A 24,032-nucleotide genomic window follows, 5' to 3' on the forward strand; every position below is an offset into this window, starting at 1 on the left:
TCCTCGTCGCCCTCGGGCCCGACCGGCACGAGCGCCTTGGGCAGCGTGTCGGTGTAGGGGCGCAGACGCCGTCCGGCGCCGGCCGCCAGCACGAGGCCGATCATGCGGTTTCTCCTTCGTCGTGAACGGCGGGCGCCCCTGCGGACACCCAGAAGCGGATGCTCTCGGCGAGCACCAGCAAGGCGATGACCACGGCGAGGACCGTGAGCGCGACGGTGAACTGCGAGGCGGTCAGCAGCGCGGCGAGGACGGCGACGAGCAGGACACGCCCCTCCTGGCCGCCGATGGCGCGCACGAGCCACGCGGGCGGCGCGCCGGCGCCGCCGCGGATGCGGTACACCGTGTCGTAGTGATGGTAGGCGACGGCCGCGACCAGCCCGAACGCCGCCGGGAGGGCTCCGTGTACGTCGGCGCGGGCGGCCAGGGCGAGGACCGTGCCGTATTCGGCGGCCCGGAAGAAGGGCGGCACGAGCCAGTCGAGGGCGCCCTTGAGCGGGCGGGCCACGGCGAGCGCCGAGGCGACGACGTAGAGGACGGCGCCGGCGACCGGGAGCGGGCTGCCGTAGCCGGGCAGCGCCGAGCAGGCGACCACGGCGGCGGCGCCGAGGAGGGCGACGGCGGGGGCGCCGTAGCCGGGCAGTCCGCGCTGGAACAGGCGGCTCAGCCGCTCCGCGAGCGGGCCGGGGTCGGCCAGGTCCGCCAGCGCCTCGGCCGCGCGGTCGGTGCGCTTGGCCTTGCGGGTCACCGAGCGCAGCACGCGACCCGCCGTGGTGTACGTCGCGGCCAGCGCGCAGCCGATCAGGAGCACGGAGAGGGTGATGCGGGGCGTGGTCGCGGCGGTGAGGACGGCGATCATGGCCCAGCGTTCGCCGATGGGCAGGACGATCATCCGGCGCAGCCACACGGTCCAGCCGACGCTGTCGAGCCGGCCGGAGAGGGCGGCGGTGGGGCTGGTGTTGGCGGTGGCGTCGTGGTTGGCCTCGTTGAAGGAGAAGTCCACGACGTGGCGGCAGGTCTGGAGGATCATCGCGCCGAGCGCGAGGGCCCAGACGTCGTCGCCGCCGCGGGCCGCGCCGAGGGCGAGACCGGCGTAGTAGGCGTACTCCTTGGCGCGGTCGAAGGTGGCGTCGAGCCAGGCGCCGAGAGTGGAGTACTGCAGGGAGTAGCGGGCGAGCTGGCCGTCGGTGCAGTCCAGCACGAAGGAGGCGATCAGCAGGACGCCGGCGCCGATGAATCCGGCGCGGGTGCCCGTCGCGGCCGAGGCCGCCGCTATGAGCGCGGTGAGCAGCGAGGCGGTGGTGACCTGGTTCGGGGTCAGGCCCCGGCGGGCGCACCAGCGGGCGATGTAGCGCGAGTACGGGCTGATGCAGAAGGTGGTGAAGAAGCCGTCCCGGGACTTCACGGCGGACTTCAGGCGTACGGCCTCGTCGTCGACGGCGGCGACGGCCTGCCGGGCCTCGTTGCGGGTCTGGGGGTCGGCGGGGACGGTGGCGACGAGGCTGCCCAGCTCGGGGCGGTGGACCTCGCCGTAGTCGGCGTCCAGGGCGGTGACCAGGCGGTCGGGCAGGCTGTCCACGGCGACGGCGGTGCCGCCGCCCGCGGTGGTCTCGCGGGTCAGGGCGCGGCCGAGTGCCTGGCGTGCGGTGGCCTGCGCGGTGACGGCGCCGGGTACGGCGGCGAGCGGGAAGCGGGGGTCGGTCAGGCCGAGGCGCAGCGCGTGCGGGTGGCCGACGAAGCGGGCGTCGACCAGGGCGACGCGGTGGCTCGTCGGGACGGCCGCGAGCAGGGTCTCGGCCTCGGAGGCGTCGGCGGCCACACGCACGTCGAAGCCGAGGGACCGCAGATCGCCCTCGAGAGACGATCCGGGTACCGGCTGACCGGTGACGATGGCGGTCGACAACCGAACTCAACTCCCTGGGTGCCGGCGCGTCGGCGCCGGTCGCTTGCGTGATGCGTGGTGGGGCGCCCTGCCTTCGGCACCCTGGGCGGCATGTCGGCAGAGGCTATCCGATCGGCCGGAGCCGCCGTTCACCGGGCGTTCACGGCCCGGCCCTCGCGGGTCCGCCGCGGAGCCCTCCCGGCCCATGCCGCGATCATCATCGGGGATGCGGGGGCCGCCCCACAAACCGCGGGGCGCAGACCCGGGCATCGCGGGACAGAGGGGCGGCGGCCCGGGCTCTGCCGGGGCGGGTCCGGGGCGGCATAGGGTGGGCGACCATGACGTGGCTGATCACCGGCGGAGCCGGATACATCGGGGCACACGTGGCACGGGCGCTGGCCGGTGCCGGGGAGAGTGCCGTGGTGCTCGACGACCTGTCGGCCGCCGTGCCGGAGCGGCTGCCCGAGGGGGTGCCGCTGGTCGAGGGCTCGACGCTGGACGGGGATCTGCTGAAGCGGGTGCTGGCCGAGCACGGGGTGACCGGTGTGGTGCATCTCGCGGCGCGCAAGCAGGTCGGGGAGTCGGTGGCGGAGCCCACCCGCTACTACCGGGAGAACCTAGGCGGCCTCGGCACGCTTCTGGACGCGATGGCGGAGAGCGGGGTGCGACGGCTGCTGTTCTCGTCCTCGGCGGCGGTGTACGGCAACCCGGACGTGGACCTGATCACCGAGGACACCCCGTGCGTGCCGGTGAACCCCTACGGCGAGACCAAGCTGGCCGGTGAGTGGCTGGTGCGGGCGGCGGGCCGGGCGCACGGCATCGCGACGGTGTGCCTGCGCTACTTCAACGTGGCGGGGGCCGCCGCCCCGGAGCTGGCGGACACCGGGGTCTTCAACATCGTCCCGATGGTCTTCGACCGCCTCACCCGCGGCGAGGCGCCCCGGATCTTCGGCGACGACTATCCGACCCCGGACGGCACCTGCGTCCGCGACTACATCCACGTGGCGGACCTCGCGGAAGCCCACCTGGCGGCGGCCCGCCGCCTCCGCGACGACACCTTCACCGGCGATCTCACCCTGAACATCGGCAGCGGCGAGGGCGTCTCGGTCCGCGAGCTGATCACCGTGATCGGCGAGGTCACCGGCGAGACGACCCAGCCCCTCGTCGAACCCCGCCGCCCCGGCGACGCCCCCCGAGCCGTCGCCTCCGCCGCCCGTGCCCACGCCGAACTGGGCTGGCGGGCCCGGCGGGACGTGCGCGAGATGGTGGCATCGGCGTGGGAGGGGTGGCGGCACCACCACGGGTGAGTCCCGGCGCGCTTCACGGGTGGGAGTCCGCTCGTGAAGCGCGCGACCGTGGGCGCGCGGCCCCGTGGTCACCGCTCAGGCGAGCCAGCCCTCGCTGGTCCGTCTCCGCCCCAGGCCGGCCGTGTCGAACTCGTCCTGCCCGGCCCGCGCCACCAGTCCCAGCCGCCGCAGCGCCCGGGAGACGGGGCTGCCCTCGGCCGGAGTGGACTCGTCCTCGTCGACGTGGAGCGGACCCAGGACGACCGCCCCGCCCTCCCACACCGCGGCGCGCTGTTCACCGACGCCGCCGAAGTACTCGGCCTCCACCAAGGCCACGGGCCCTGCGGCCGACCACCGCGCGAGCATCGGCTCGAAGCCGCCGGGAAGCCCCCGGAACCCGAGGGGGGAGGGCCCGCCGCCCCCGGAGCCGGACAGCGCGTCGGTGAGCGGCAGCAGTGCCAGGCCCTGTTCGAGCGGTGCCGACCCGGCGCCCGGCGGATCTCCCACCGCGTCCTCCAGCAGCGCCCGGCCGGCGATCACCGCCCGCAGTTCGTACCCCATCCCCATGTCCCCTTCCGGCTCCGAAAGGGTCATCCTCACCCACGCGCCGTCGGTCCGGAACTCCTTTGCCACGTGCCTGACCTGCGGTTCGTTTGCGCAGGTCAGGTGATATGACAACGGTGTTCAGTGCCGCGTTGCCCGGCGGCGCCGGGCGTTGTTCACTGTGAGCCGGTGGGCAGACGGAAGGGTGGTCCTCGCATGGGGGCAGGGCACGACCACGGGCACAGTCACGCGCCCACGGGGACGGCGGCGGCCGCCTATCGGGGACGGCTGCGGGCGGCGCTGGGGATCACGCTCACCATCATGGTGGTGGAGATCGCCGGCGGGTTCCTCGCGGACTCGCTCGCGCTGATCGCCGACGCGGCCCACATGGCGACCGACGCGGTCGGGCTCGTGATGGCGCTGCTCGCCATCCACTTCGCGGCGCGGCCGCCCAGCGCCAACCGCACCTTCGGCTACGCCCGCGCCGAGATCCTTGCGGCCCTGGCCAACTGTCTGCTGCTGCTCGGAGTCGGCGGGTACGTCCTCTTCGAGGCGGTGGAGCGGTTCGTCCACCCCGCCGGGACCGAGGGCGGACTGATGATCGTCTTCGGTGCGATCGGTCTGGTCGCCAACTCCGTCTCGCTTCTGCTGCTGATGGGCGGGCAGAAGGACAGCCTCAACGTGCGCGGCGCCTTCCTGGAGGTCGCCGCCGACGCCCTCGGCTCGGTCGCGGTGATCGTCTCGGCGGCCGTCATCCTGGCCACCGGCTGGCAGGCCGCCGACCCGATCGCCTCGCTGGTGATCGGTCTGATGATCGTGCCGAGGACGGTGAAGCTGCTGCGCGAGACGCTGGACGTGCTCCTGGAAGCGGCCCCGAAGAACGTGGACATGGCCGAGGTGCGCACGCACATCCTGGAGCTGGACGGCGTGGAGGACGTGCACGACCTGCACGCCTGGACCATCACCTCGGGCCTGCCGGTGCTCTCCGCGCACGTGGTGGTCAGCACGGAGGTGCTGAACGCGATCGGCCACGAGAAGATGCTGCACGAGCTCCAGGGCTGCCTCGGCGACCACTTCGACGTGGAGCACTGCACCTTCCAGTTGGAGCCCGGCGGCCACGCGGAGCACGAGGCCCACCTCTGCCACTGACGTCGGCCCCTGGGGGGGCCGCACCCGGCGGTGCCGGTGGCGTACGTTGACGGTGCGCACCCGTGTGCGAGGGCTTGCCGAGGTTCCCCGCAGCGGGTGCCGGGCACGATGTGCTTCCGGGCCCCGCTTCCGCCCCACCTGGCACGGGACATGCGGACGTGCCGGGAAGTGTCGGGAGTGCCGGATTCGTACGGCAGACTTGGGGTGCGAAGACCGAGGCGAAGGATGGGTATGCCGATCACACCTGCCACCGAGACGCACAGCTCGTCGAACGGCACCACACAGCCGATTTTGCTGGAACTGGTCGACGAGAAGGGCGTGACGATCGGCACCGCGGAGAAGCTCGCCGCCCATCAGCCGCCGGGACAGCTCCACCGGGCATTCTCGGTGTTCCTCTTCGACGAGCGGGGCAGGCTGCTGCTCCAGCAGCGCGCGCTCGGCAAGTACCACTCCCCCGGTGTCTGGTCCAACACCTGCTGCGGCCACCCGTACCCGGGCGAGGCCCCCTTCGCGGCGGCGGCCCGGCGGACGTACGAGGAGCTGGGCGTCTCCCCCTCGCTGCTGGCCGCGGCGGGCACCGTCCGCTACAACCACCCGGACCCGGCCTCGGGCCTGGTGGAGCAGGAGTTCAACCACCTCTTCGTCGGTCTGGTCCAGGAGCCCGTGGCGCCGGACGCGGAGGAGGTCGAGGAGACCGCGTTCGTCTCGGCCGCCGAGCTGGCGGAGCGGCACGCGCGTGAACCGTTCTCGGCGTGGTTCCTGACCGTCCTGGACGCGGCCCGCCCCGCGATCAGGGAACTGACCGGCCCCTCGGCGGGCTGGTAGGACCCGGGCGGGTCCGAGGGGCCGGGGGCGGTCTCACCGCTGGAGCGCGGGCTTGAGCGGCAGGGCCGCCCAGATCACCTTGCCGCCGCTCGCCGTGTGCTCCACGTCGACCGTGCCGCCCGCCTCCCGCGCCACCTCGCGCACGAGCAGCAGACCGCGTCCGCCGGTCTGGCCGTGGTCCGCCTCCAGGGCGGTCGGCCGGTAGGGGTGGTTGTCCTCCACCGACACCCGCACCCACTCCGCGCCGACGGCCACCTCCACGGCGAGCATCGGCGACAGCAGCGCCGCGTGCTTGACCGCGTTCGTGACCAGTTCGGAGACGATCAGCAGCAGCCCGTGCGCCACGTCGTCGGCGACGGGAACGCCCTGGCGCAGCAGCAGATCGCGCACCGCGTGCCGGGCCTGCGGGACCGAGGCGTCCACGGTGGCCGCGGTGAACCTCCAGACCCCTTCGTACGGCAGTGTTCCGGGCGCCGGCGGGGCGCCCTCCTCCGCTGGGCGCGGCACGCTCCCGCGCCCGTGGTTGTCCATCGTCCGGTCGCCACCCTCGCGCTCGATTGTCACCACACGTCGAGTGTTGGTAATGATCGGCTCCGCACCGGATGACTGAACAGAAGTCAGCGGGTATCGAACGTTTTCGACCGTTCCCGTATGACCCGGTCGTCCGCGCGACTGTTCCTGTCCCCCGGACGCCGGTTCCCGAACTCTTCGGGTTGTACGGGTTTGGTCCCGGGGTCGATTCGGACCACGTTCCGGGGGCTTACCGGCGGGACGGACCGCCTCGATACGATCCGCCGCATGGAGCCGCAGTTGTCGTACCAGGTCACCGGTCACGTCGCCACCGTCGTCATCCGCAACCCGGCCAAGCGCAACGCCATGACCGCCGCGATGTGGCGGTCGCTGCCCCCGCTGCTCGACCGGCTCGCCGCCGACGCGGACGTACGGGCGCTGGTGCTGACCGGCGAGGGCGGGACCTTCTGCGCGGGCGCCGACATCTCCTCGCTCCGGGAGGGTCCCGAGGAGGCGCAGGGGCTCGCGGTGGCGGCCGAGGAGGCACTCGCCGCGTTCCCGAAACCGACGCTCGCCGCCGTCCGGGGACACTGCGTGGGCGGCGGGGCCCAGCTCGCGGCGGCCTGTGATCTGCGCCTCGCGGAGCAGGGGGCGCTGTTCGGGGTGACCCCCGCGAAGCTCGGCATCGTCTACCCGGCCTCCTCCACCCGGCGCCTGGTGTCGCTGGTGGGCCCGGCGACCGCCAAGTATCTGCTGTTCTCTGGCGAGTTGATCGACACCGAGCGGGCCCTGCGCACCGCTCTGGTGGACGAGGTGCTGCCCGCAGGGGACCTCGACAAGCGGGTGGACGCCCTGACCGGGGTGCTCGTGTCCCGCTCCCGGCTGACCCAGGCGGCGGCGAAGGAGTTCGCGGACGGCCGCACCGACCGCGACGCCCACTGGGCGAAGCAGGCCCGCGCCTCGTCCGACACCGCCGAGGGGGTCTCCGCGTTCCTGGAGCGCCGGGCACCCCGCTTCACCTGGAGCGCGCCCGCGACGCAGTGATCGGGGCGGGGGGCGTGGGCGGCGACCGACGGGGTACCCGGACCGGCCCGGACGTCTGTCGTCCGGGAGAAGTCCGGGAAAGCCCGGAGCACCCGCCCCCGGGACCTCGGGGAAGCCCCGGAGGGGGCCGGGTGGAGTCCGCGAGAAGGGAGAACCCATCGTGTTCCGTGCCATCGCCGACGTGCTGCGCCAGATCGGCGGAGCCATCGCCACCGTCGTCACGCTGCCGTTCCGGGCGCTCGCCCGGCTGTTCGGGGGCGCCTCGGGCGGCAGCCGCGCCTGAGCGTCGCGCGCGACGGGCCGCCGGAGCGCCCTGCCGTCCGGATGCCGGTGTCACCTGCCACAATTGCCGCGCAACCTCAGTGGAGAAGGCGGTACGGGATCGTGACGACACCCCTCACAGCGTCCATCGAAGGCAGGATCGCCGGGGAACTCGGCGTACGGGAGCGGCAGGTGAAGGCCGCGGTGGAGCTGCTGGACGGCGGTTCGACCGTGCCCTTCATCGCCCGCTACCGCAAGGAAGCGACCGAGATGCTCGACGACGCGCAGTTGCGCACGATCGAGGAACGGCTGCGCTACCTGCGGGAGCTGGAGGACCGGCGGGCAGCGATCCTGGAGTCGGTGCGCGAGCAGGGCAAGCTCACCGAGGACCTGGAGGCCCGCATCCGGGGCGCCGAGACCAAGGCGCGTCTGGAGGACGTCTATCTGCCGTACAAGCCCAAGCGGCGCACCAAGGCGCAGATCGCGCGCGAGGCGGGGCTGGAGCCGCTGGCCGAGGGGCTGCTGACCGATCCGTCGGTCGACCCGGCCGCCGCCGCGGCCGCGTTCGTGGACGGCGACAAGGGCGTCGCGGACGCGCAGGCCGCGCTGGACGGCGCGCGGGCGATCCTGACCGAGCGGTTCTCGGAGGACGCCGACCTGATCGGCGAGCTGCGCGAGCGGATGTGGACGCGCGGACGCCTCGCGGCCAAGGTGCGCGAGGGCAAGGAGGAGGCGGGCGCCAAGTTCGCCGACTACTTCGACTTCACCGAGCCGTTCACCGAGCTGCCCTCGCACCGGATCCTCGCGATGCTGCGCGGCGAGAAGGAGGAGGTCCTCGACCTGGTCCTGGAGCCGGAGGAGCCGACCGAGGGCCCGTCGACGTACGAGGGCTTCATCGCGACGCGGTTCGGCATCGCGGACCGAGGCCGTCCGGCCGACAAGTGGCTGACGGACACGGTCCGCTGGGCCTGGCGCACCCGGGTCCTGGTACACCTCGGCATCGACCTCAGGCTGCGGCTGCGCACGGCCGCCGAGGACGAGGCGGTGAACGTGTTCGCCGCCAACCTGCGCGACCTGCTGCTCGCCGCCCCGGCCGGCACCCGCGCCACGCTCGGCCTCGACCCCGGTTTCCGTACCGGCGTGAAGGTGGCCGTGGTGGACGCGACGGGCAAGGCCGTCGCCACCGACGTGATCTACCCGCACGTCCCGGCCAACAAGTGGGACGAGGCGATCGCCAGACTGGCGCGTCTGTCGAAGGAGCACGCGGTCGACCTGATCGCGATCGGCAACGGCACCGCCTCCCGCGAGACCGACAGACTGGCCACCGAACTCATCGCCAGGCACCCGGAGTTGAACCTCACCAAGGTGATGGTGTCCGAGGCGGGCGCGTCGGTGTACTCGGCGTCGGAGTACGCCTCCCGCGAGCTGCCCGGCATGGACGTGTCGCTGCGCGGCGCCGTCTCCATCGCGCGCCGTCTCCAGGACCCGCTGGCCGAACTGGTGAAGATCGACCCGAAGTCGATCGGTGTCGGGCAGTACCAGCACGACCTGTCCGAGGTGAAGCTGTCGCGCTCGCTGGACGCGGTGGTCGAGGACTGTGTGAACGGCGTCGGCGTGGACGTCAACACGGCGTCCGTGCCGCTGCTTTCGCGGGTGTCCGGCGTCTCCGCCACTCTCGCGGAGAACATCGTGGCGCACCGCGACGCCAACGGCCCGTTCACCTCCCGCGCCCAGCTCAAGAAGGTCTCCCGGCTCGGCCCGAAGGCGTACGAGCAGTGTGCGGGCTTCCTGCGCATCCGAGGCGGGGACGACCCGCTGGACTCCTCCAGCGTGCACCCGGAGGCGTACCCGGTGGTGCGGCGGATGGTGAAGACCACGGGCCAGGAGGTCGCCTCGCTGGTCGGCAACACCGGTGTGCTGCGCTCGCTGCGCCCCGCCGACTTCGTGGACGACACCTTCGGTCTGCCGACCGTCACGGACATCCTCAGGGAGCTGGAGAAGCCGGGGCGCGACCCGCGTCCGGCCTTCAAGACGGCCACCTTCAAGGAGGGCGTGGAGAAGATCTCCGACCTGTCCGCGGGGATGGTCCTCGAGGGCGTGGTGACGAACGTGGCCGCCTTCGGCGCGTTCGTGGACATCGGCGTCCACCAGGACGGTCTGGTCCACGTGTCCGCGATGTCCAGGACGTTCGTCAAGGACCCGCGGGACGTGGCCAAGCCGGGTGACATCGTCAAGGTGAAGGTCCTGGACGTGGACATCCCGCGCAAGCGGATCGCGCTGACGCTGCGCCTCGACGACGAGGCGGCGGCGCAGGGGCAGGACGGCAAGGAGCGGCGCGGCGGCGGCTCCCGTCCGCCGCAGCAGCGACGGAGTCAGGGCGGTCGCCAGGGCCAGTCCGGCCGGCAGGGACAGGGGCAGGGGCGCGGTGGCGACCGGGGCGGCCGTCAGGCGCCCGCTCCCGCCAACAGTGCGATGGCGGACGCGCTGCGCCGCGCCGGGCTGCTGAACCCGGGCAACGGGCGGGGCTGAGCCGCAGGGGGTGCCGGGCGGGTGTGAATCGCCGCCCGGCACCGATGACACAGGGGGAGCCCGTCGGGCTCCCCCTGTCTGTCTAGCGCTCCGTCACCTTGCCGTCGGCGACCTCCAGGCGGCGGTTCACCTTGACCGCGTCGAGCATCCGGCGGTCGTGGGTGACCAGGAGCAGCGTGCCGTCGTAGGCGTCGAGGGCGGACTCGAGCTGTTCGATGGCGGGCAGGTCGAGGTGGTTGGTCGGCTCGTCCAGGACGAGCAGGTTGACGCCCCGGCCCTGGAGGAGGGCGAGGGCGGCGCGGGTGCGTTCGCCCGGGGAGAGGGTCGCGGCGGGGCGCAGCACATGGTCGGCCTTCAGGCCGAACTTGGCGAGCAGGGTACGTACCTCGGCCGCCTCGGTCTCGGGCACGGCCGCCTGGAAGGCGGCGAGCAGGGTCTCGGGGCCGTGGAAGAGGCCGCGCGCCTGGTCCACCTCGCCGACCAGGACGCCGGAGCCGAGCGCGGCGTGCCCGGCGTCCAGCGGGACGCGGCCGAGGAGGGCGCCGAGCAGGGTGGACTTGCCCGCGCCGTTGGCACCGGTGACCGCGATGCGGTCGGCCCAGTCGATCTGGAGCGTGACCGGGCCGAAGGTGAAGCCCTCGCGCCGCACCTCGGCATCGCGCAGGGTGGCGACGACCGCGCCGGAGCGGGGCGCGGAGGCGATCTCCATGCGCAGCTCCCACTCCTTGCGGGGCTCGTCGACGACCTCCAGGCGCTCGATCATGCGCTGGGTCTGACGTGCCTTGGCGGCCTGCTTCTCGCTGGCCTCGCTGCGGAACTTGCGGCCGATCTTGTCGTTGTCGTTGCCCGCCTTGCGCCGGGCGTTCTTGACGCCCTTGTCCATCCAGGAGCGCTGCGTCTGGGCGCGGTCCTGGAGGGCGGCGCGCTTGTCGGCGTACTCCTCGTAGTCCTCGCGGGCGTGCCTGCGGGCGACCTCGCGCTCCTCCAGGTAGCCCGCGTAGCCGCCGCCGTAGAGGTTGATCTGCCGCTGGGCGAGGTCGAGTTCGAGGACCTTGGTGACCGTGCGGGTGAGGAACTCGCGGTCGTGGCTGACGACGACGGTGCCCGCGCGCAGGCCGGTGACGAAGCGCTCCAGGCGCTCCAGGCCGTCGAGGTCGAGGTCGTTGGTGGGCTCGTCCAGGAGGAAGACGTCGTAGCGGGAGAGCAGCAGCGAGGCGAGGCCCGCGCGGGCCGCCTGGCCGCCGGAGAGGGAGGTCATCGGCCGGTCGAGGTCGACGGCGAGGCCGAGTGAGCTGGCGACCTCCTCGGCGCGCTCGTCCAGGTCGGCGCCGCCGAGGTGCAGCCAGCGGTCCAGGCTGGTGGCGTAGGCGTCGTCGGCGCCGGGCGCGCCGTCCACGAGCGCCTGGGTGGCCTCGTCCATGATCCGCTGCGCCTCGGCGACGCCGGTGCGGCGGCCGAGGAACTCCCGCACGCTCTCCCCCGGCCTGCGCTCCGGCTCCTGCGGCAGACAGCCGACGGCGGCGGTGGGCGGGGAGAGCCGCAGCTCGCCGTCCTCGGGCGGGGTCAGCCCGGCGAGGAGCCTGAGCAGCGTGGACTTGCCCGCACCGTTGGCACCGACCAGCCCGATCACGTCCCCGGGCGCGACGACGAGGTCGAGTCCGGAGAAGAGGGAGCGGTCGGCGTGGCCGGCGGCGAGGTTCTTGGCGACGAGGGTGGCAGTCATCAGGGGGCCGATTTTAATGTCCGGCGAAGGGCGGCGCGGCCAGGCGTCAGGGGGCGGCCGGTGCCGTCAGGACCGTTCCGGTCGTGCGGGCCACCACGTACGCGCTGCCGCGTACCGCTCTCGGGTCCAGCGGGAGGTGGTGGGTCCCCGGGGTGAGGACCTCGTCGAGGAGTTCGCGCACGTGGACGCGGTGGAGGCGGTCGCGGCGGTAGGCGAGAAGACGGACCCGGCAGGCGGTGGCCACGTCGAGTACGGCGGTGTGGCGGTCGGCGGTGAGGGCGGTGATCCGGCGCGGGCGGAGCGGGTCGCGGTCGAGCGCCTGCTCGGTCTGGGCGACGAGGAGCGGGACGATCGGCGCGAGGGCGTCCACGTGTGCGGTGTCGACCCCGGCCCGCGCGAACGCCTGGTGCACGGCGGCCTGCTGGGGCTCGGGGACACCGGGGGCGTACAGCACGGCGTCGTAGCGGCGCAGTTCCTCGGCGGGTACGTCGTCCACCTCGGGGGTGACGTCGGCGCCGATGCCGGTGCCGCGCAGGGCGGCGGCAAGGCGGGCGGGGACCCCGGCGCGGGGGCCGATCACCAGGACGTGGGGCCGGGGTGCGGGCGCGGCCTCGGGGCGGTCGAGCAGGGCGGTGAGGGCGGCCCGGTAGGCGGGGGCCCGGAAGCGGAACGGTCCCGTGCCGCCGTAGCCGTCGCGCACCGGTTCGGCGTGCTCGCCGTCCTGCCAGGCGAAGTCGCGCCAGACGACGTCGCCGTCGTCCCGCTCCACGACGGCGGTCAGCGCCCCGCACGCCAGATCCGCGCACTCGGGGCACCCGTACACCACGAACCGCCCCCCGGGCAGCGGGGGTTCGCCCTCCAGGAGCAGTCCCCGCACCTGCGCGGCCAGCACCTCGGTCGGCACGTCGGAGGCGAGCGGGGTCACCGCGTCCAGGTCGGGGAAGCGGAACAGCAGGGGCTGTCCGTCCACGACGAAGTCGGTGAAGTCGCGGTGGATCTGATAGCCGCCGTCGGGCAGCACGCCGCCCGCGCGGAACGCCGGTACCAGGCCGAAGGTCGCGTAAGCGGCAGACATGCTGCGAGTATCCCGGCGCCGGGGGGATCGGGAGCCCACCGGGAGCGGACTCTTGGCACACCCGTGGCACGGTGGCCGGAATTCCCTTGGTCCCCAGGGGGCAACGGCCGTACGCGTGGTCGAGGGTGTACCTGTTCGTACGGCACTGGACGGCCCCGCCGCGCTCTACAGCTCCGACTCGCCCCATCCGCCGACGACCGCCTCGTCCCCCACGGACACCTTGCCCGGGCGCAGCACGGCGAACTTCGTGCCGAACGCGACTCCGCCCTCCGCCGCGCGCCGGTATCCCGCGAGGGTGCGCAGCGGTTCGGGGCCGGATCTGGCGCCGGTCTCCTGGTCGACGGTGGTGACGGCGCAGCGGATGGCGAGCTTGGCGTAGCCGAGTTCGGCCGCGCCGAGGGTGAGGAGCAGGACGCGGTCCTCGGTGTGGGGCTCGTCCCAGCCGTCGATGACGACGTTGGGGCGGAAGCGGCTCATCGGCAGCGGGGCGGCGCCGCGCTCCGCCAGTCGCCGGTTCAGCTCGTCCAGGGTGGCGCGGGAGGCGACGTGCAGGGCGCAGCTGTCGGCGTAGCCGGAGGTGCCCGGTGTCCGGCCGTCGGTCACCCGGTCGTGGTCGGGCGGGACCCGGACCAGCCTGCTGGGCGTGCCCAGCACCAGGGACAGCCAGTCGGCCACCGTGTCGCCCTGGTCGATGCCCCGGTAGGCGGTGCCGAACAGCTCGACCGGCCGGGCGGCGCCGGACGTGTCCACGGCGATGCGCACGGTGTCGTGGCCGGGTGCGTGGAGGGTGAGTCGATCGCCGCCGGGAGTGATCTCGGGCTGGATCAGCGCGAGTCGGGGGTCGCGTCGCTGGGTGCGGAAGACGCCCTCTTCGCTGACGACCATGAAGCTGCGGTCGTGTGCGAGCCCGGCGGGCGTCAACTGGGCTTCCGTCACCGGGACTCCGGCGCAGCCTTTGACGGGGTAGTACGTCAGGTGGGTGACGGTGGCCATGTGTGCCTCGGGCTGGTCGGTCCGGTCGACTGTCTTTCGGTGTGCGCTGGTTACTCGGTGACGAGCGCCAGCGTGAACCCGTCGTGCCCCTTGGCCCCGACGGTCTGCAGTGTCGTCGCGGTCAACTGCGGGTGTTCCGATATGAGTTCGGTGAAGCTGCGCACTCCCTGGACGCGGGGGTCCTCGCTCGCGGGGTCGGTCACCGCTCCCTCGCGTACGACGTTGTCCCCGATGATGACGCTGCCGGGCCGGGTGAGCCGCAGCGCCCAGCGCAGGTACTCGGGGTTGGACGGCTTGTCCGCGTCGATGAAGACCAGGTCGAAGGGGCCGACGCCCTCGTCCGCGAGGGCCGGCAGGGTGTCGGCGGCCTTGCCGACCCGCAGGTCGACCAGGTGACCGACCTCGGCGGCCGCGATGTTGGCGGCGGCGGTCTCGGCGTGGTGCGGGTCGGCCTCCAGGGTGATCAGCCGGCCGCCCTCGGGCAGGGCGCGGGCCAGCCAGATGGTGCTGTAGCCGCCGAGGGTGCCGATCTCCAGCACCGAGCGGGCACCCTGGATGCGGGCCAGCAGGTGCAGCAACTTGCCCTGGTTCGGGGCGACCTGGTGCGGAGGGAGGCCGGCCGCCTCGCTCTCCTCCGCCGCGGCCCGCAGCGCGGCGTCCTCCTCGACGAGGAGACCGTTGAAGTAGTCGTCCACGGCGTTCCAGAGCTGCTGCGACACGGGTGGGTCCCCTTTCGGTACCGGCCGGTTTCCGGAAGGAAACCTACTATGAGCACCGGCGGAGCCTTCAGATGCTGCGCGAGATCGCGCGCGGTCATGTGCGCTTCGACCGGCTCGGCGTCGTGAGGTGCCGTTCTGCGTCGCCGTACCCCCACCCCGTCGCGTGGTCCCCACGCCGGCCCGGGCCGGTCTTCCGGCCGACCCGGGCGTCATGCGTACCGTGCCTCGCGAACACCGGTTGCCGGCCTTCGACTTGGGCCGTCTGTCCGGTGTCGGTGTCTACCTGGACGTGCGCGAACCGGGCACGGTCCGGCCGGGCGGCACGGTGGCCGTGCAGCCGTCGCCGTAGCCGCTCGCGCACTCCGGGGTGCCGACGACGGTGAGGGTGCGCGCGGCGGGTGCTGTCGCGGTGGCCCGGGCGAGGGCCTTGGCTCCTCCGTCCAGCGGGAGCTGGGCCCTGGTGCGGGAGAGGTCGAGGGTGAGGGTGGGCCGGGTGGAGGGCGGTTCGATCAGGTCCTTGTCGGTGCCCGCGACGATCAGGGCCAGCCGGTGGCCCGCCGGGACGACATGGTCGGTCGCGGCCAGGTCGAGGGTCATGGAGTAGGCACGGCCGGGGGTGAGCGGGGTGCCCTTGGCGAGCGAGGCGTGGTGGCCGAGGTCGGCCCAGCCCCGGCTGACGACAGTGGCGTCGACGTGTGCCGTCTTGGCCGCCGTCGCCTTGAAGCAGGCGCTGTCCCCGGCCGTGCTCTCGCCCCAGCAGGTGCGGTCGGCCAGGGTGGTGATGCCCTCGGCGCCGTCGGCGTAGTCGCGGATGGTGTCCGGGCCGAGGTCGACCAGGACGGCGGACAGATGGGCGGAGGAGGTGCTCGACGTGGCGGTCACGGTGACATGCGAGGAACCGGAGATCCGCAGCGGTCCGGTGAGCGCCGGGGTGACGAAGGCGGCCTTGTCGGGCGTGGACTTCGTGAGGTCGGCCGCCCAGTCGGTCTCGCTCCGGCTGGGGTCGTCGGTGAACCGCTCGGTGCCGGGGGAGCGGCCGAGACCCAGGGCGCCGACGCCGGGGGTGGCGCCGCGGGCCGGGTACAGGGTGGTGGTCCGGGTGTCGCGCGGCGGCCAGACGGCGGAGGTGACCCACTGGTCGGGGTGGCGTTCGATGTCGGCCATGGGCTCGCGGTCGACGCCGTTGTCGTAGCCGAGGAGTTCGTGGTCGAACCAGCGGTGCAGGATGTCGACCCAGGCGCCGCGCCGGTAGTCGAAGGGATCGACGTGGCCGGTCTGGGAGAGCCAGATCTTGCGCTCGACGCCGTGCCTTGCGAGCGCGTCCCACCACTGGCCGAAGTGCTTGGTGCGGACGTTGAGGTCCTGCATCCCGTGCACCAGGAAGACGCTGGCACGGACCTTTGCCGCGTCCTTGACGTAGTCCCGCTCGGTCCACAGCCCGGTCCAGTCGCCGCTCGCGGGGCTGCCGTCCGCGAGCTTCTTCTGCACGGCCGCGCAGTGGGTCTGGGCGGTCTCGCTCTCGACGTAACCGGCCAGCTCGTCGGGGCCGCCGTCGTAGAGCTGGGCGCCCTGGGCGAAGTAGTAGTCGTACCAGGAGGAGATGCCGCTGATCGGCACGATGGTCCTGAGGTTCTTCACCCCGGTGGCGGCGACGCCGTTGGCGATGGTGGCGTCCCAGCTCTTGCCGATCATGCCGGTGGCGCCGTTGGTCCAGCTCGCCTTGACCGGTGTGCCGCCGGTGCGGCTGGTGTAGGCGCGGGCCCGGCCGCCGAGCCAGTCGACGACCGCCTTGGCGGAGCGGATGTCGGAGCGCCCGCCGACGTCCACGCAGCCGTCGCTGCGGTTGGTCCCGGCGAGGTCGACGCCGACGAAGGCGTAGCCGCGGGGAACGAAGTAGTTGTCGTAGAAAAGGGGCATTTGCACGACGTGCCCTTGCGCGTCGTACGTCTTGAGCTGGCTCTCGTTGCCGCGGCCGCAGCAGGAGTAGTAGGGGCTGGCGTCCATGATGACGGGCACCTTGCGACCCTGGCGGGCGGGTTCGGAGGGGCGGACGATGTCGGCGGCGACGCGGTCGGTGCGTCCGTCGCCGTCCCCGTCCAGACCGGTGTCCACCCACACCGACTCGCGGACGGCGTGCGCGTACGAGTAGACGGGCCTGCTCTCGCGGGGTGCCGCCTGGGCGGCGACCGGTACGAGGAAGACGGCCGTCAGGGCTGCGACGGCCAGGATCGCGAGCGTTCTCCACAGCGTGCGAATCGGCATGGGCGGACGGTACATCGGTCAACTGCCGTGCAAAAGAAGGCGCTTCGGGGCGGGGGCGGAGTGTCGGCCGAATGGCGATCGTGTGACAGGAGCGGCCGTGGACACCCGCGGGGCCACAGGGACTCAATAGGCTCCGAACAGACTTTCCGTACCGACGACTTGGAGCTGACGTGCACCGCAGAATCATCGCGCCGGGCGCGCTGGCCGCGGCCTCCCTCCTGCTGGCGGTCCCGGCGTCGGCCGTGACCTTCACGCCGGGCGCGCCGGGCATCGGTGACCCCTACTACCCGTCCTACGGCAACGGCGGCTATGACGTCTCGCACTACGACCTCCGCCTGAAGTACCAGCCGAAGACGGACGAGCTGGAGGGCACCGCGACCATCCTGGCGAAGACCACCCAGGACCTCTCCAGCTTCGACCTGGACTTCCTGCTCGACGTGAGCGAGGTGCGGGTCAACGGCGTGAAGGCCGCGTTCACCTCCTCCGGCGAACACGAGCTGGTCGTCACGCCGAAGACCCCGCTGCCGGAGGGGACGCCGGTCACCGTCGTGGTCCGCTACAGCGGGGTGCCGTCCACGAAGAGCGCGTACGGCTTCACCGCCTGGCACCGCACGCCCGACGGCGCGGTGGCGGCCGACGAGCCCGAGTCCGCGTGGTGGTGGTTCCCGAGCGACGACCACCCGAGCGACAAGGCCACCTACGACGTCTCGGTGGCCGTCCCGGACGGCACCCAGGCCATCTCCAACGGCGTGCTGACGTCGACCGGTTCGAAGCTCGGCTGGACCCGCTACGCCTGGCGCCAGACCAAGCCCCAGGCGACATACCTGGCCACCCTGGCCCTCGGCCGTTTCGACATCACCACCTCCACCTCCGAGGGCGGGGTGCCGGTGATCAACGCCTACAGCAAGGACCTCGGCGACAACGACGGCGCCGCCCGCGCCAGCGTGGAGCGCACCGGCGAGCTGGTGGACTGGCTGAGCGGTTACTTCGGCCCGTATCCCTTCTCCACGGCGGGCGGCTACGTCCCGAACACCACCACCGGCTACGCGCTGGAGACCCAGACCCGCGTCTACTACAGCCCGAAGCAGTTCGCGCAGGGCTCCAACACCTCGGTGGTCGTGCACGAGCTGGCCCACCAGTGGTACGGCGACGACGTCTCCCTCAAGGGCTGGAAGGACATCTGGATCAACGAGGGCTTCGCCCGCTACGCCCAGTGGCTCTGGTCCGAGCACGAGGGCGAGGGCACCACGCGCGAACTGGCCGACTACGTCTACGCCTCCCACCCGTCCGACGACCCGTTCTGGACGGTCGAGCCGGGCGACCCGGGCGCGGACGGCCAGTTCGACCTCGCCGTCTACGACCGCGGTGCCCTCGCCATCGAGGCGCTCCGCCGTGCCGTGGGCGACGACGCCTTCTTCGCCATCCTCAAGGGCTGGCCCGCGGCCCACGCCTACGGCAACGCCTCGGTCTCCGACTTCCAGCGCTACGCCGAGCAGATCTCCGGCAAACCGCTGTCGTCCCTCTTCGACACCTGGCTCTTCGAACCGACGAAGCCGGCGTCGCCCGCGACGGGGGCTGCCCTGGCCCGCAGTGCCGCACAGGTGACTCAGCCGAAGTCGTGGAAGAAGATCGAGGCGACGAACGACGTGCACGGACACTGATCAGCCTGTTCCGGCCGACCGCGTTCGCGCGGTCGGCCGGGGAAGGACGGGCTGGCGGTCAGCCCAGGGGCACCGAGGCGAAGGGCTCCCACTCGTACATCTGGTGGTCGCGGTGGAGCACGATCAGGTCGGCGTGGGTGACGCGGGCGCGGGCCGGGGTGAAGTCGCGGCCGTCGAGGGCCCGGAAGACGGGTGCCGCCGGGCCATCGCTGGCGCTGTAGGCCACTGAGACGTGCGGAGTGAAGCCGTCGGCGTTCTCCGGGACCTCGGTCAGGACGTCCCCGATCGCGCTGCGGATCGCACTGCGGACGGCGTGCACGGGACCGTCCGGGTGGACGGGCAGCACGATGGCCTCCGGGTCCGGCACGTGCGGGCCGAGCTGCATGTCGAAGGCCGGGATGGCGGCCAGGTGCTCTCCGGCCGCGTCGACGACGGCCCGGGCGTCCCGTTCCTTGACCTCGTCCACGAAGCCGATCCCCTGCATGGTCAGATGCAGCCATCGGTCCGGGACGAGCGTGAACGCGTCTCCGAGCGGGGTGAGCGCGGAGCGGTACTCGGCGGCGAGTCGGTGTACGTCCGGCTGACCCTCGAACGTGAGGTGCCAGGTGTAGAAGCGGCGGCCCTCGCTCCAGCCGGGCCGCCACCACCAGTGGTTCCGCATGTCGTCGAACGAAGTCATACGGCGATCAAATCAGGCGGCCCCGGTGCCTGGCGAGAGCGCGAGGCGGCTCCGCCGCTTTCCCGGGGGGGACTGGTCCCGGCTCTCAGCCGATGGCCCGCCCCGCCGGATCCGCCGTCCCGCCGAGCAGCGCGTCCCGGGTGATCGCGTCCGTCCGGTCAGCCGGGACCGTGCACGCGTACGCTCCCGCCACCGCGCCGTGGCGGGCGCAGCGCTCCGGGGGCTCGCCGTTCAGGTGGCCGTAGAGGAAGGCGGCCGCGAAGGCGTCGCCCGCCCCGTTGGAGTCCGTGACCGGGGCGGGTGGGGTGGCGGGCGGTATGTGGGTCAGATCGCCGTTCGTCAGGAGGTAGGCGCCCTTGGCGCCTGCCGTGGCGACGACGGCCCGGGCGCGGCCGCGGCTCGCGATGCGGCGCATCGTGGACTCGGGGTCGGACAAGGCCGTGGTGGAGAGGAAGACGAGGTCGGCGGCGAGGGCGAAAGGCTCGTGGTAAGGGTTTTCGCCGTCCCAGTCGTGGAGGTCGGTGGACAGGGGGACGCCTGCCTCCAGAAGCAGGGACAGTGCCTCGGCGCAGGGGTGGGTGATCGTCACGTGCACGTGCCGGCCGGCCGAGGCGAGGGGGCGCAGGACCTCCGGGGGGAAGCGGTCGCCGGGGCGGGCGCGGCTCGTGTCGTACAGGGAGAGGCGGCGGCCGTCGGGACCCACCAGGTTGACCGCGCGTTTCGTCCCGGCGGGCTGCGGAAGCGCCGTCAGGGCGATGCCGTGCTCGGCGTGCAGGGTGCGGACGAGGTCGCCCTCGGGGTCGTCGCCGAGGAGGTCGAGGTGGTGGACGCGCAGGCCGAGGGCGGCCAGGCCCAGGGCGACGAAGTCGCCGGTCTGTCCGGCGCGGGTGCGGATGCCGGAGTCGATCATGTAGCTGTCGGCGTAGGGCAGCGGCAGCGCGGGGACCGGCACGATCGTGTCCACCCCGGCCCCGCCGAGCACCAGTACGTCGATCCCGTCCCGCACGGTCATGGACCGCCCTCCCCGTGGTCGTACACCGTCACCGCGATGCCCCGCCGCACCAGCCGCCCGGTGATCAGCGGCTCCACGTGCGGCCAGGTTCCGCCCGCCAGGCCGCAGCCTATGCGAGGCAGGTGGACGGAGGCGCCGAGTTCGATCACTTGGCCGGCGAGACGGTCGAGGGCGGCATCGATCGCGTCGTAGCGGACGGGAGCGGGGGCTCTCGCGCCGGGTCTTCTGATGCCGTGCTGGCCGATCATGTTGGCCACCCACAGGTCGGGGCTCACGGAGACGAGGCGGAGCGCGCCCAGGCCGAAGTCGTTGACCGCGCGGTCGCGGTACCAGGCGCGGTAGTCCGCTTCCGGCTCGGGCCACCGCCGGGAGAGGGCGGCGACGAAGCCTCTCCCCCAGCCGCCGGCGTCGTTGCAGACATGGGCGATCACCCGTGCCCCTCCCGCACACGGCTCGGTGGCGTCACCCCGGACGTAAACGATCTCCGACATGACGCCACCGTAGCGGCGGTCACCGACAACTCCGCCGAGCTGCGAGGCAACGGGCCGCAGGCGGCCCGGTAACGGCTACTTCGCCAGTTCCGCCGGCTCCTCTGCCGCGTTCCGGCGCACCCGGCCCCGCACGCCGTACCAGCCCGCGACCAGCAGCGCCGCGATGACCGGGATGAGCAGCAGGGTCTTGCGGCCCACATCCGGGTCGTTCCACATCATGCCGAGGCAGACCAGCAGGAAGACGATCGTGGCGATCTCGGTGACCGGGCTGAACTTGAGCTGGAAGTGCGGCCGGGTGACCTGGCCCGCGCGGGCGCGGCGGACGAAGATCATGTGGCAGATCATGATGATCACCCAGGTGCTGATGATGCCGAGGGAGGCGACGTTCAGCACGATCTCGAAGGCCTGGCTGGGCACGAGGTAGTTCAGGCCGACGCCGAGCACGCAGACCGCGCAGGTCAGCAGGATGCCGCCGTAGGGGACCTGGCTGCGGTTCATCCGGGCGGTGAACTTCGGCGCGGAACCGGCCGTCGCCATGGAGCGCAGGATGCGGCCGGTGGAGTACAGGCCGGAGTTCAGCGAGGACATGGCGGCGGTCAGCACGACCAGGTTCATCACGTCGCCGGCCGCCGGGATGCCGATCTTGGACAGCACGGTGACGAACGGGCTCTGGTCGGCGGAGTACACCGAGCCGGGCAGCAGCAGCGCGAGCAGCACGACCGAGCCGACGTAGAACAGGCCCACGCGCCACATGATCGAGTTCACCGCGCGCGGGACGACCTTCTCGGGCCGCTCGGTCTCACCGGCGGCGACGCCGACCAGCTCGAGCGCGGCGTACGCGAAGATCACGCCCTGCATGACCAGGACGACGGGCATCATGCCGTGCGGGAAGACACCGCCGTGGTCGGTGATGACGCTCAGGCCGGGCTGGTGGCCGCCCACGTCGTGCCGGGTGGCCAGCAGGAAGATGCCGACGAACATGAAGCTGACCAGCGTCGCGACCTTGATGATCGCGAACCAGAACTCCATCTCGCCGAAGATCTTCACCGAGATCAGGTTCACGGCGAGCACCACCGCGAGGGCGATCAGCGCCAGCACCCACTGCGGGATGGGCGTGAACATGCTCCAGTAGTGCGTGTAGAGCGCGATCGCGGTGATGTCCGCGATGCCGGTGGTCGACCAGTTCAGGAAGTACATCCAGCCGGCGACGTAGGCGCCCTTCTCCCCGAGGAACTCGCGCGCGTACGACACGAAGGAGCCCGAGGAGGGGCGGTACAGGACCAGCTCGCCGAGCGCCCGCACGACGAAGAAGGCGAAGACGCCGCAGACCAGGTAGGCGATCGCGAGCGCGGGGCCCGCGTTGTGCAGACGGCCGCCGGCGCCCAGGAACAGGCCGGTGCCGATGGCACCGCCGATGGCGATCATGTTGACGTGACGGGCCTTGAGGTCCTTGCTGTATCCGGCGTCGCCCGCGTCCGCGGGCGTCTGGGACGCCTGGGCCGCCTGTACGGCGGCCGGTGCCGATTCCACGGCTTCCTTGCTCACGGGTCGTTCCACTCTCTGGTGCGCCCGGACCTCGTGAGCCCGGGTTCCTGACAATTCGGCCCACCCCGCCTCGGTGTGTCGCGGTTCAGACCAAGGCAGCAGCTTCCCAGAGAGATCACCCGTAATGCGGTGGTCCACGTCACAGAGCGGTACTTCTCACACATCCTCCCCGGCTTTCACAGCACCGGTACGGCGGCGATACTGCTGCGCATGACGACCGAGGCCGAGGAGCCCGCCCTCACCATCGACGAGCTGGCCGCGCGGTCCGGGGTCAGCGTGCGCACGGTCCGTTTCTACGGCACCCGGGGTCTGCTCCCGCCCCCGGTGATAGGCCCGCGCCGGGTGGGCCGCTACGGCCGCGAGCACCTGGCCCGGCTCGCGCTGATCGAGGAGCTCCAGCTCCAGGGGCTGACCCTCGCCGGGATCGAGCGGTATCTGGAACGGCTCCCGGCGGACCTCTCCGACCAGGATCTCGCCGTGCACCGCGCGGTGGTCTCCTCCTGGGCGCCCGAGGCGGTGGAGACGCTCTCGCGCGCGGACCTGGAGCGCCGGGCCGGGCGCCCGCTGGACGACGAAGACCTGCGACGCCTCGCCGCGATGGACGTGCTCGCCCCCGAGGGCGACGACTGGCGGGTGGACGCCGGGCTCCTGCGCCTCGGCGTACGCCTCCTGGACGTCCCCCTCTCCCACGAGGTGATCCTCGCCGCCCGCACCGCCCTCCTCGACCACTCCCGCGCCGCCGCCCGCGAACTGTCCGACCTGCTGCGGGGCGCGGTGACGGAGCGGGACGCCCGGGATGTGCGCTCGCTGTCGGCGCACATGCAGCCGCTGGTGGTGCAGGCGCTGCTGACCACGTTCCAGCGGTCGCTGAAGCGGGAGGTGCGGCAGTGGCTGTCGGAGGCGGGGCCGTCGCCGGAGGACGCGGAGTAGAAAAGCGGCTGCGGGCCGCCCGCCCCGTGGTGTGTCATCGACGGCATGGCCATCGTGCTGCGCAAGCCGGGGATCGACGAGGTGTCCGACGACGAGGGTGCGCTGCGGGGGTGGCAGTCCGACGGGACGCCGACGCAGTTGCACCCCGGGGACCTGGGCTGGTTCCGGAGGTTGGGCGCGCAGGCGACGGCCGCGGCGGTACGGACCTGGAGCCGTGACGGCCGGATCGTCGCCGTCGGACTGCTGGACGGCCCCGGGCTGCTGCGGCTGGCGATCGCGCCCGACGCCTGGCGGGACGAGGAGCTGGCGCGGAAGCTGGTGGCCGACCTCGCCGCGCCGGATCGCGCGGGGCTGCCGACGGGGCGGGCGTACGTCGAGGCGTCCCCGGGCGCGCTGATCCGCGACCTGCTCCGCGAGGACGGCTGGCGGCCCGACGAGCCGTGGACACCGCTGCACCGCGGCCTCGGGGAGCCGGTGGACGATCCCGGCGTACGGATCGAGACGGTCGGCCCGTCGCGTGCGGAGGTCCGCGCCGCCGTACAGCGCGCCGCGTTCGAAGGATCGGCCTTCACCGCCGGGCACTGGCACGCGATGGCCGCCGGACCGGCGTACGCCGACGCCCGGTGTCTCGTCGCGTACGACGACCAGGACGACGCGGTGGCGACGGTGACGGTGTGGTCGGCCGGTCCGGGCAGGCCCGGGCTGCTGGAGCCGCTGGGGGTACACCGCCGGCACCGCGGTCGCGGCCACGGCCGTGCCGTCGCCCTCGCCGCGGTGGCCGCGCTGCGGGAGCTGGGGGCGTCGAGCGCGCGTCTGCACGCCGGGTGCGAACGCGGCGGCCGTGGCGACGTACCGGTCGGCGGGGTTCCGGGGGCGGGGTGAGGTGCGGGACCTCCGCCGGGACGCCTGAGCCTCG

The 24,032-nt window shown here is 72.8% G+C and carries 21 protein-coding genes and 1 pseudogene; 9 read left to right on the forward strand and 13 right to left on the reverse strand.

Going from position 1 to position 24,032, the window contains the following annotated elements; genetic code table 11:
* Together ACWEEU_RS27265 and ACWEEU_RS27270 are read right to left on the reverse strand one after the other, a co-directional pair.
* Nucleotides 1-104: sugar phosphate nucleotidyltransferase (locus ACWEEU_RS27265; RefSeq protein ID WP_350816699.1), on the reverse strand; the 104-nt coding region annotated here is incomplete at its 3' end.
* On the reverse strand, nucleotides 101-1,900 hold the full coding sequence (locus ACWEEU_RS27270; protein WP_451735654.1) for a DUF5941 domain-containing protein: 1,800 nt from the start codon (nucleotides 1,898-1,900) through the stop codon (nucleotides 101-103). The genes ACWEEU_RS27265 and ACWEEU_RS27270, both read right to left, overlap by 4 nt.
* Before the next feature lie 317 nt (nucleotides 1,901-2,217).
* Here ACWEEU_RS27270 and galE point away from each other — a divergent pair, with 317 nt between their 5' ends.
* Nucleotides 2,218-3,186: a UDP-glucose 4-epimerase GalE gene (gene galE / locus ACWEEU_RS27275; RefSeq protein WP_385746816.1), complete on the forward strand. Its 969-nt coding sequence runs from the start codon at nucleotides 2,218-2,220 to the stop codon at nucleotides 3,184-3,186.
* Between the two features lie 75 nt (nucleotides 3,187-3,261).
* Here the strand turns inward: galE and ACWEEU_RS27280 are convergent, their stop codons facing one another.
* Nucleotides 3,262-3,726 carry a hypothetical protein gene (locus tag ACWEEU_RS27280; RefSeq protein WP_451735657.1) on the reverse strand — a complete coding sequence of 155 codons (465 nt, stop codon included), beginning with the start codon at nucleotides 3,724-3,726 and terminating at the stop codon, nucleotides 3,262-3,264.
* A 198-nt stretch (nucleotides 3,727-3,924) separates the two neighbouring features.
* Between ACWEEU_RS27280 and ACWEEU_RS27285 the strand changes: the two genes are divergently transcribed.
* Together ACWEEU_RS27285 and idi are read left to right on the forward strand one after the other, a co-directional pair.
* Nucleotides 3,925-4,857: a cation diffusion facilitator family transporter gene (locus tag ACWEEU_RS27285; protein WP_451735660.1), complete on the forward strand. Its 933-nt coding sequence runs from the start codon at nucleotides 3,925-3,927 to the stop codon at nucleotides 4,855-4,857.
* A gap of 231 nt (nucleotides 4,858-5,088) precedes the next feature.
* Entirely contained in the window at nucleotides 5,089-5,682 is a 594-nt protein-coding gene (idi, locus tag ACWEEU_RS27290) for an isopentenyl-diphosphate Delta-isomerase (RefSeq protein WP_385746810.1), read from the forward strand.
* Between the two features lie 33 nt (nucleotides 5,683-5,715).
* Here idi and ACWEEU_RS27295 read toward each other — a convergent pair whose 3' ends face one another.
* Complete coding sequence (locus tag ACWEEU_RS27295; RefSeq protein ID WP_385746830.1) at nucleotides 5,716-6,213, reverse strand: ATP-binding protein; 498 nt, start codon at nucleotides 6,211-6,213, stop codon at nucleotides 5,716-5,718.
* Between the two features lie 267 nt (nucleotides 6,214-6,480).
* On the opposite strand from ACWEEU_RS27295, the gene ACWEEU_RS27300 reads away from it, so the two are divergent.
* From ACWEEU_RS27300 to ACWEEU_RS27310, 3 genes are all read left to right on the forward strand, one after another.
* On the forward strand, nucleotides 6,481-7,236 hold the full coding sequence (locus ACWEEU_RS27300) for an enoyl-CoA hydratase/isomerase family protein (protein ID WP_385746808.1): 756 nt from the start codon (nucleotides 6,481-6,483) through the stop codon (nucleotides 7,234-7,236).
* A 160-nt stretch (nucleotides 7,237-7,396) separates the two neighbouring features.
* Complete coding sequence (locus ACWEEU_RS27305; protein WP_307815087.1) at nucleotides 7,397-7,519, forward strand: LPFR motif small protein; 123 nt, start codon at nucleotides 7,397-7,399, stop codon at nucleotides 7,517-7,519.
* Nucleotides 7,520-7,620: 101 nt separating this feature from the next.
* The gene (locus tag ACWEEU_RS27310; protein ID WP_451735665.1) at nucleotides 7,621-10,026 is read left to right on the forward strand and encodes a Tex family protein; all 2,406 of its coding nucleotides are present in this window, start codon (nucleotides 7,621-7,623) and stop codon (nucleotides 10,024-10,026) included.
* A gap of 82 nt (nucleotides 10,027-10,108) precedes the next feature.
* Here ACWEEU_RS27310 and ACWEEU_RS27315 read toward each other — a convergent pair whose 3' ends face one another.
* The 5 genes from ACWEEU_RS27315 to ACWEEU_RS27335 all read right to left on the reverse strand — a co-directional run bounded on the left by ACWEEU_RS27315 (nucleotide 10,109) and on the right by ACWEEU_RS27335 (nucleotide 16,798).
* The gene (locus tag ACWEEU_RS27315; RefSeq protein ID WP_451735668.1) at nucleotides 10,109-11,749 is read right to left on the reverse strand and encodes an ABC-F family ATP-binding cassette domain-containing protein; all 1,641 of its coding nucleotides are present in this window, start codon (nucleotides 11,747-11,749) and stop codon (nucleotides 10,109-10,111) included.
* A gap of 46 nt (nucleotides 11,750-11,795) precedes the next feature.
* A complete protein-coding gene (locus ACWEEU_RS27320) occupies nucleotides 11,796-12,824 on the reverse strand; it encodes an oxidoreductase (protein WP_385746802.1) in 1,029 nt (342 codons plus the stop codon).
* 165 nt (nucleotides 12,825-12,989) lie between these two features.
* Nucleotides 12,990-13,817: an MOSC domain-containing protein gene (locus ACWEEU_RS27325; RefSeq protein WP_385746800.1), complete on the reverse strand. Its 828-nt coding sequence runs from the start codon at nucleotides 13,815-13,817 to the stop codon at nucleotides 12,990-12,992.
* Between the two features lie 50 nt (nucleotides 13,818-13,867).
* Nucleotides 13,868-14,536 carry an O-methyltransferase gene (locus ACWEEU_RS27330; protein ID WP_451735672.1) on the reverse strand — a complete coding sequence of 223 codons (669 nt, stop codon included), beginning with the start codon at nucleotides 14,534-14,536 and terminating at the stop codon, nucleotides 13,868-13,870.
* Nucleotides 14,537-14,815: 279 nt separating this feature from the next.
* Nucleotides 14,816-16,798, reverse strand: a complete 1,983-nt coding sequence (locus tag ACWEEU_RS27335) for a Xaa-Pro dipeptidyl-peptidase (RefSeq protein ID WP_451735675.1) — start codon at nucleotides 16,796-16,798, stop codon at nucleotides 14,816-14,818.
* 170 nt (nucleotides 16,799-16,968) lie between these two features.
* On the opposite strand from ACWEEU_RS27335, the gene ACWEEU_RS27340 reads away from it, so the two are divergent.
* A complete protein-coding gene (locus ACWEEU_RS27340; RefSeq protein ID WP_451735678.1) occupies nucleotides 16,969-18,459 on the forward strand; it encodes a M1 family metallopeptidase in 1,491 nt (496 codons plus the stop codon).
* 58 nt (nucleotides 18,460-18,517) lie between these two features.
* On the opposite strand, the gene ACWEEU_RS27345 is transcribed toward ACWEEU_RS27340, so the two are convergent.
* From ACWEEU_RS27345 to ACWEEU_RS27360, 4 genes are all read right to left on the reverse strand, one after another.
* Entirely contained in the window at nucleotides 18,518-19,138 is a 621-nt protein-coding gene (locus ACWEEU_RS27345; RefSeq protein WP_451735681.1) for a 2'-5' RNA ligase family protein, read from the reverse strand.
* 85 nt (nucleotides 19,139-19,223) lie between these two features.
* On the reverse strand, nucleotides 19,224-20,150 hold the full coding sequence (locus ACWEEU_RS27350; protein ID WP_451735684.1) for a PfkB family carbohydrate kinase: 927 nt from the start codon (nucleotides 20,148-20,150) through the stop codon (nucleotides 19,224-19,226).
* Nucleotides 20,147-20,641, reverse strand: coding sequence for a macro domain-containing protein (locus tag ACWEEU_RS27355; RefSeq protein ID WP_385746788.1), 495 nt, complete (start codon nucleotides 20,639-20,641; stop codon nucleotides 20,147-20,149). The genes ACWEEU_RS27350 and ACWEEU_RS27355 overlap by 4 nt, the downstream gene beginning before the upstream one ends.
* Nucleotides 20,642-20,716: 75 nt before the next feature.
* Nucleotides 20,717-22,186 carry an amino acid permease gene (locus tag ACWEEU_RS27360; RefSeq protein ID WP_451735688.1) on the reverse strand — a complete coding sequence of 490 codons (1,470 nt, stop codon included), beginning with the start codon at nucleotides 22,184-22,186 and terminating at the stop codon, nucleotides 20,717-20,719.
* A 210-nt stretch (nucleotides 22,187-22,396) separates the two neighbouring features.
* Between ACWEEU_RS27360 and ACWEEU_RS27365 the strand changes: the two genes are divergently transcribed.
* Both ACWEEU_RS27365 and ACWEEU_RS27370 read left to right on the forward strand, forming a co-directional pair.
* Complete coding sequence (locus ACWEEU_RS27365) at nucleotides 22,397-23,116, forward strand: MerR family transcriptional regulator (RefSeq protein WP_451735691.1); 720 nt, start codon at nucleotides 22,397-22,399, stop codon at nucleotides 23,114-23,116.
* A gap of 45 nt (nucleotides 23,117-23,161) precedes the next feature.
* Nucleotides 23,162-24,026: pseudogene (locus tag ACWEEU_RS27370) on the forward strand (GNAT family N-acetyltransferase).
* The last annotated feature ends 6 nt before the right edge of the window (nucleotides 24,027-24,032 follow it).

Source organism: Streptomyces sp. NPDC005004, assembly GCF_053600675.1.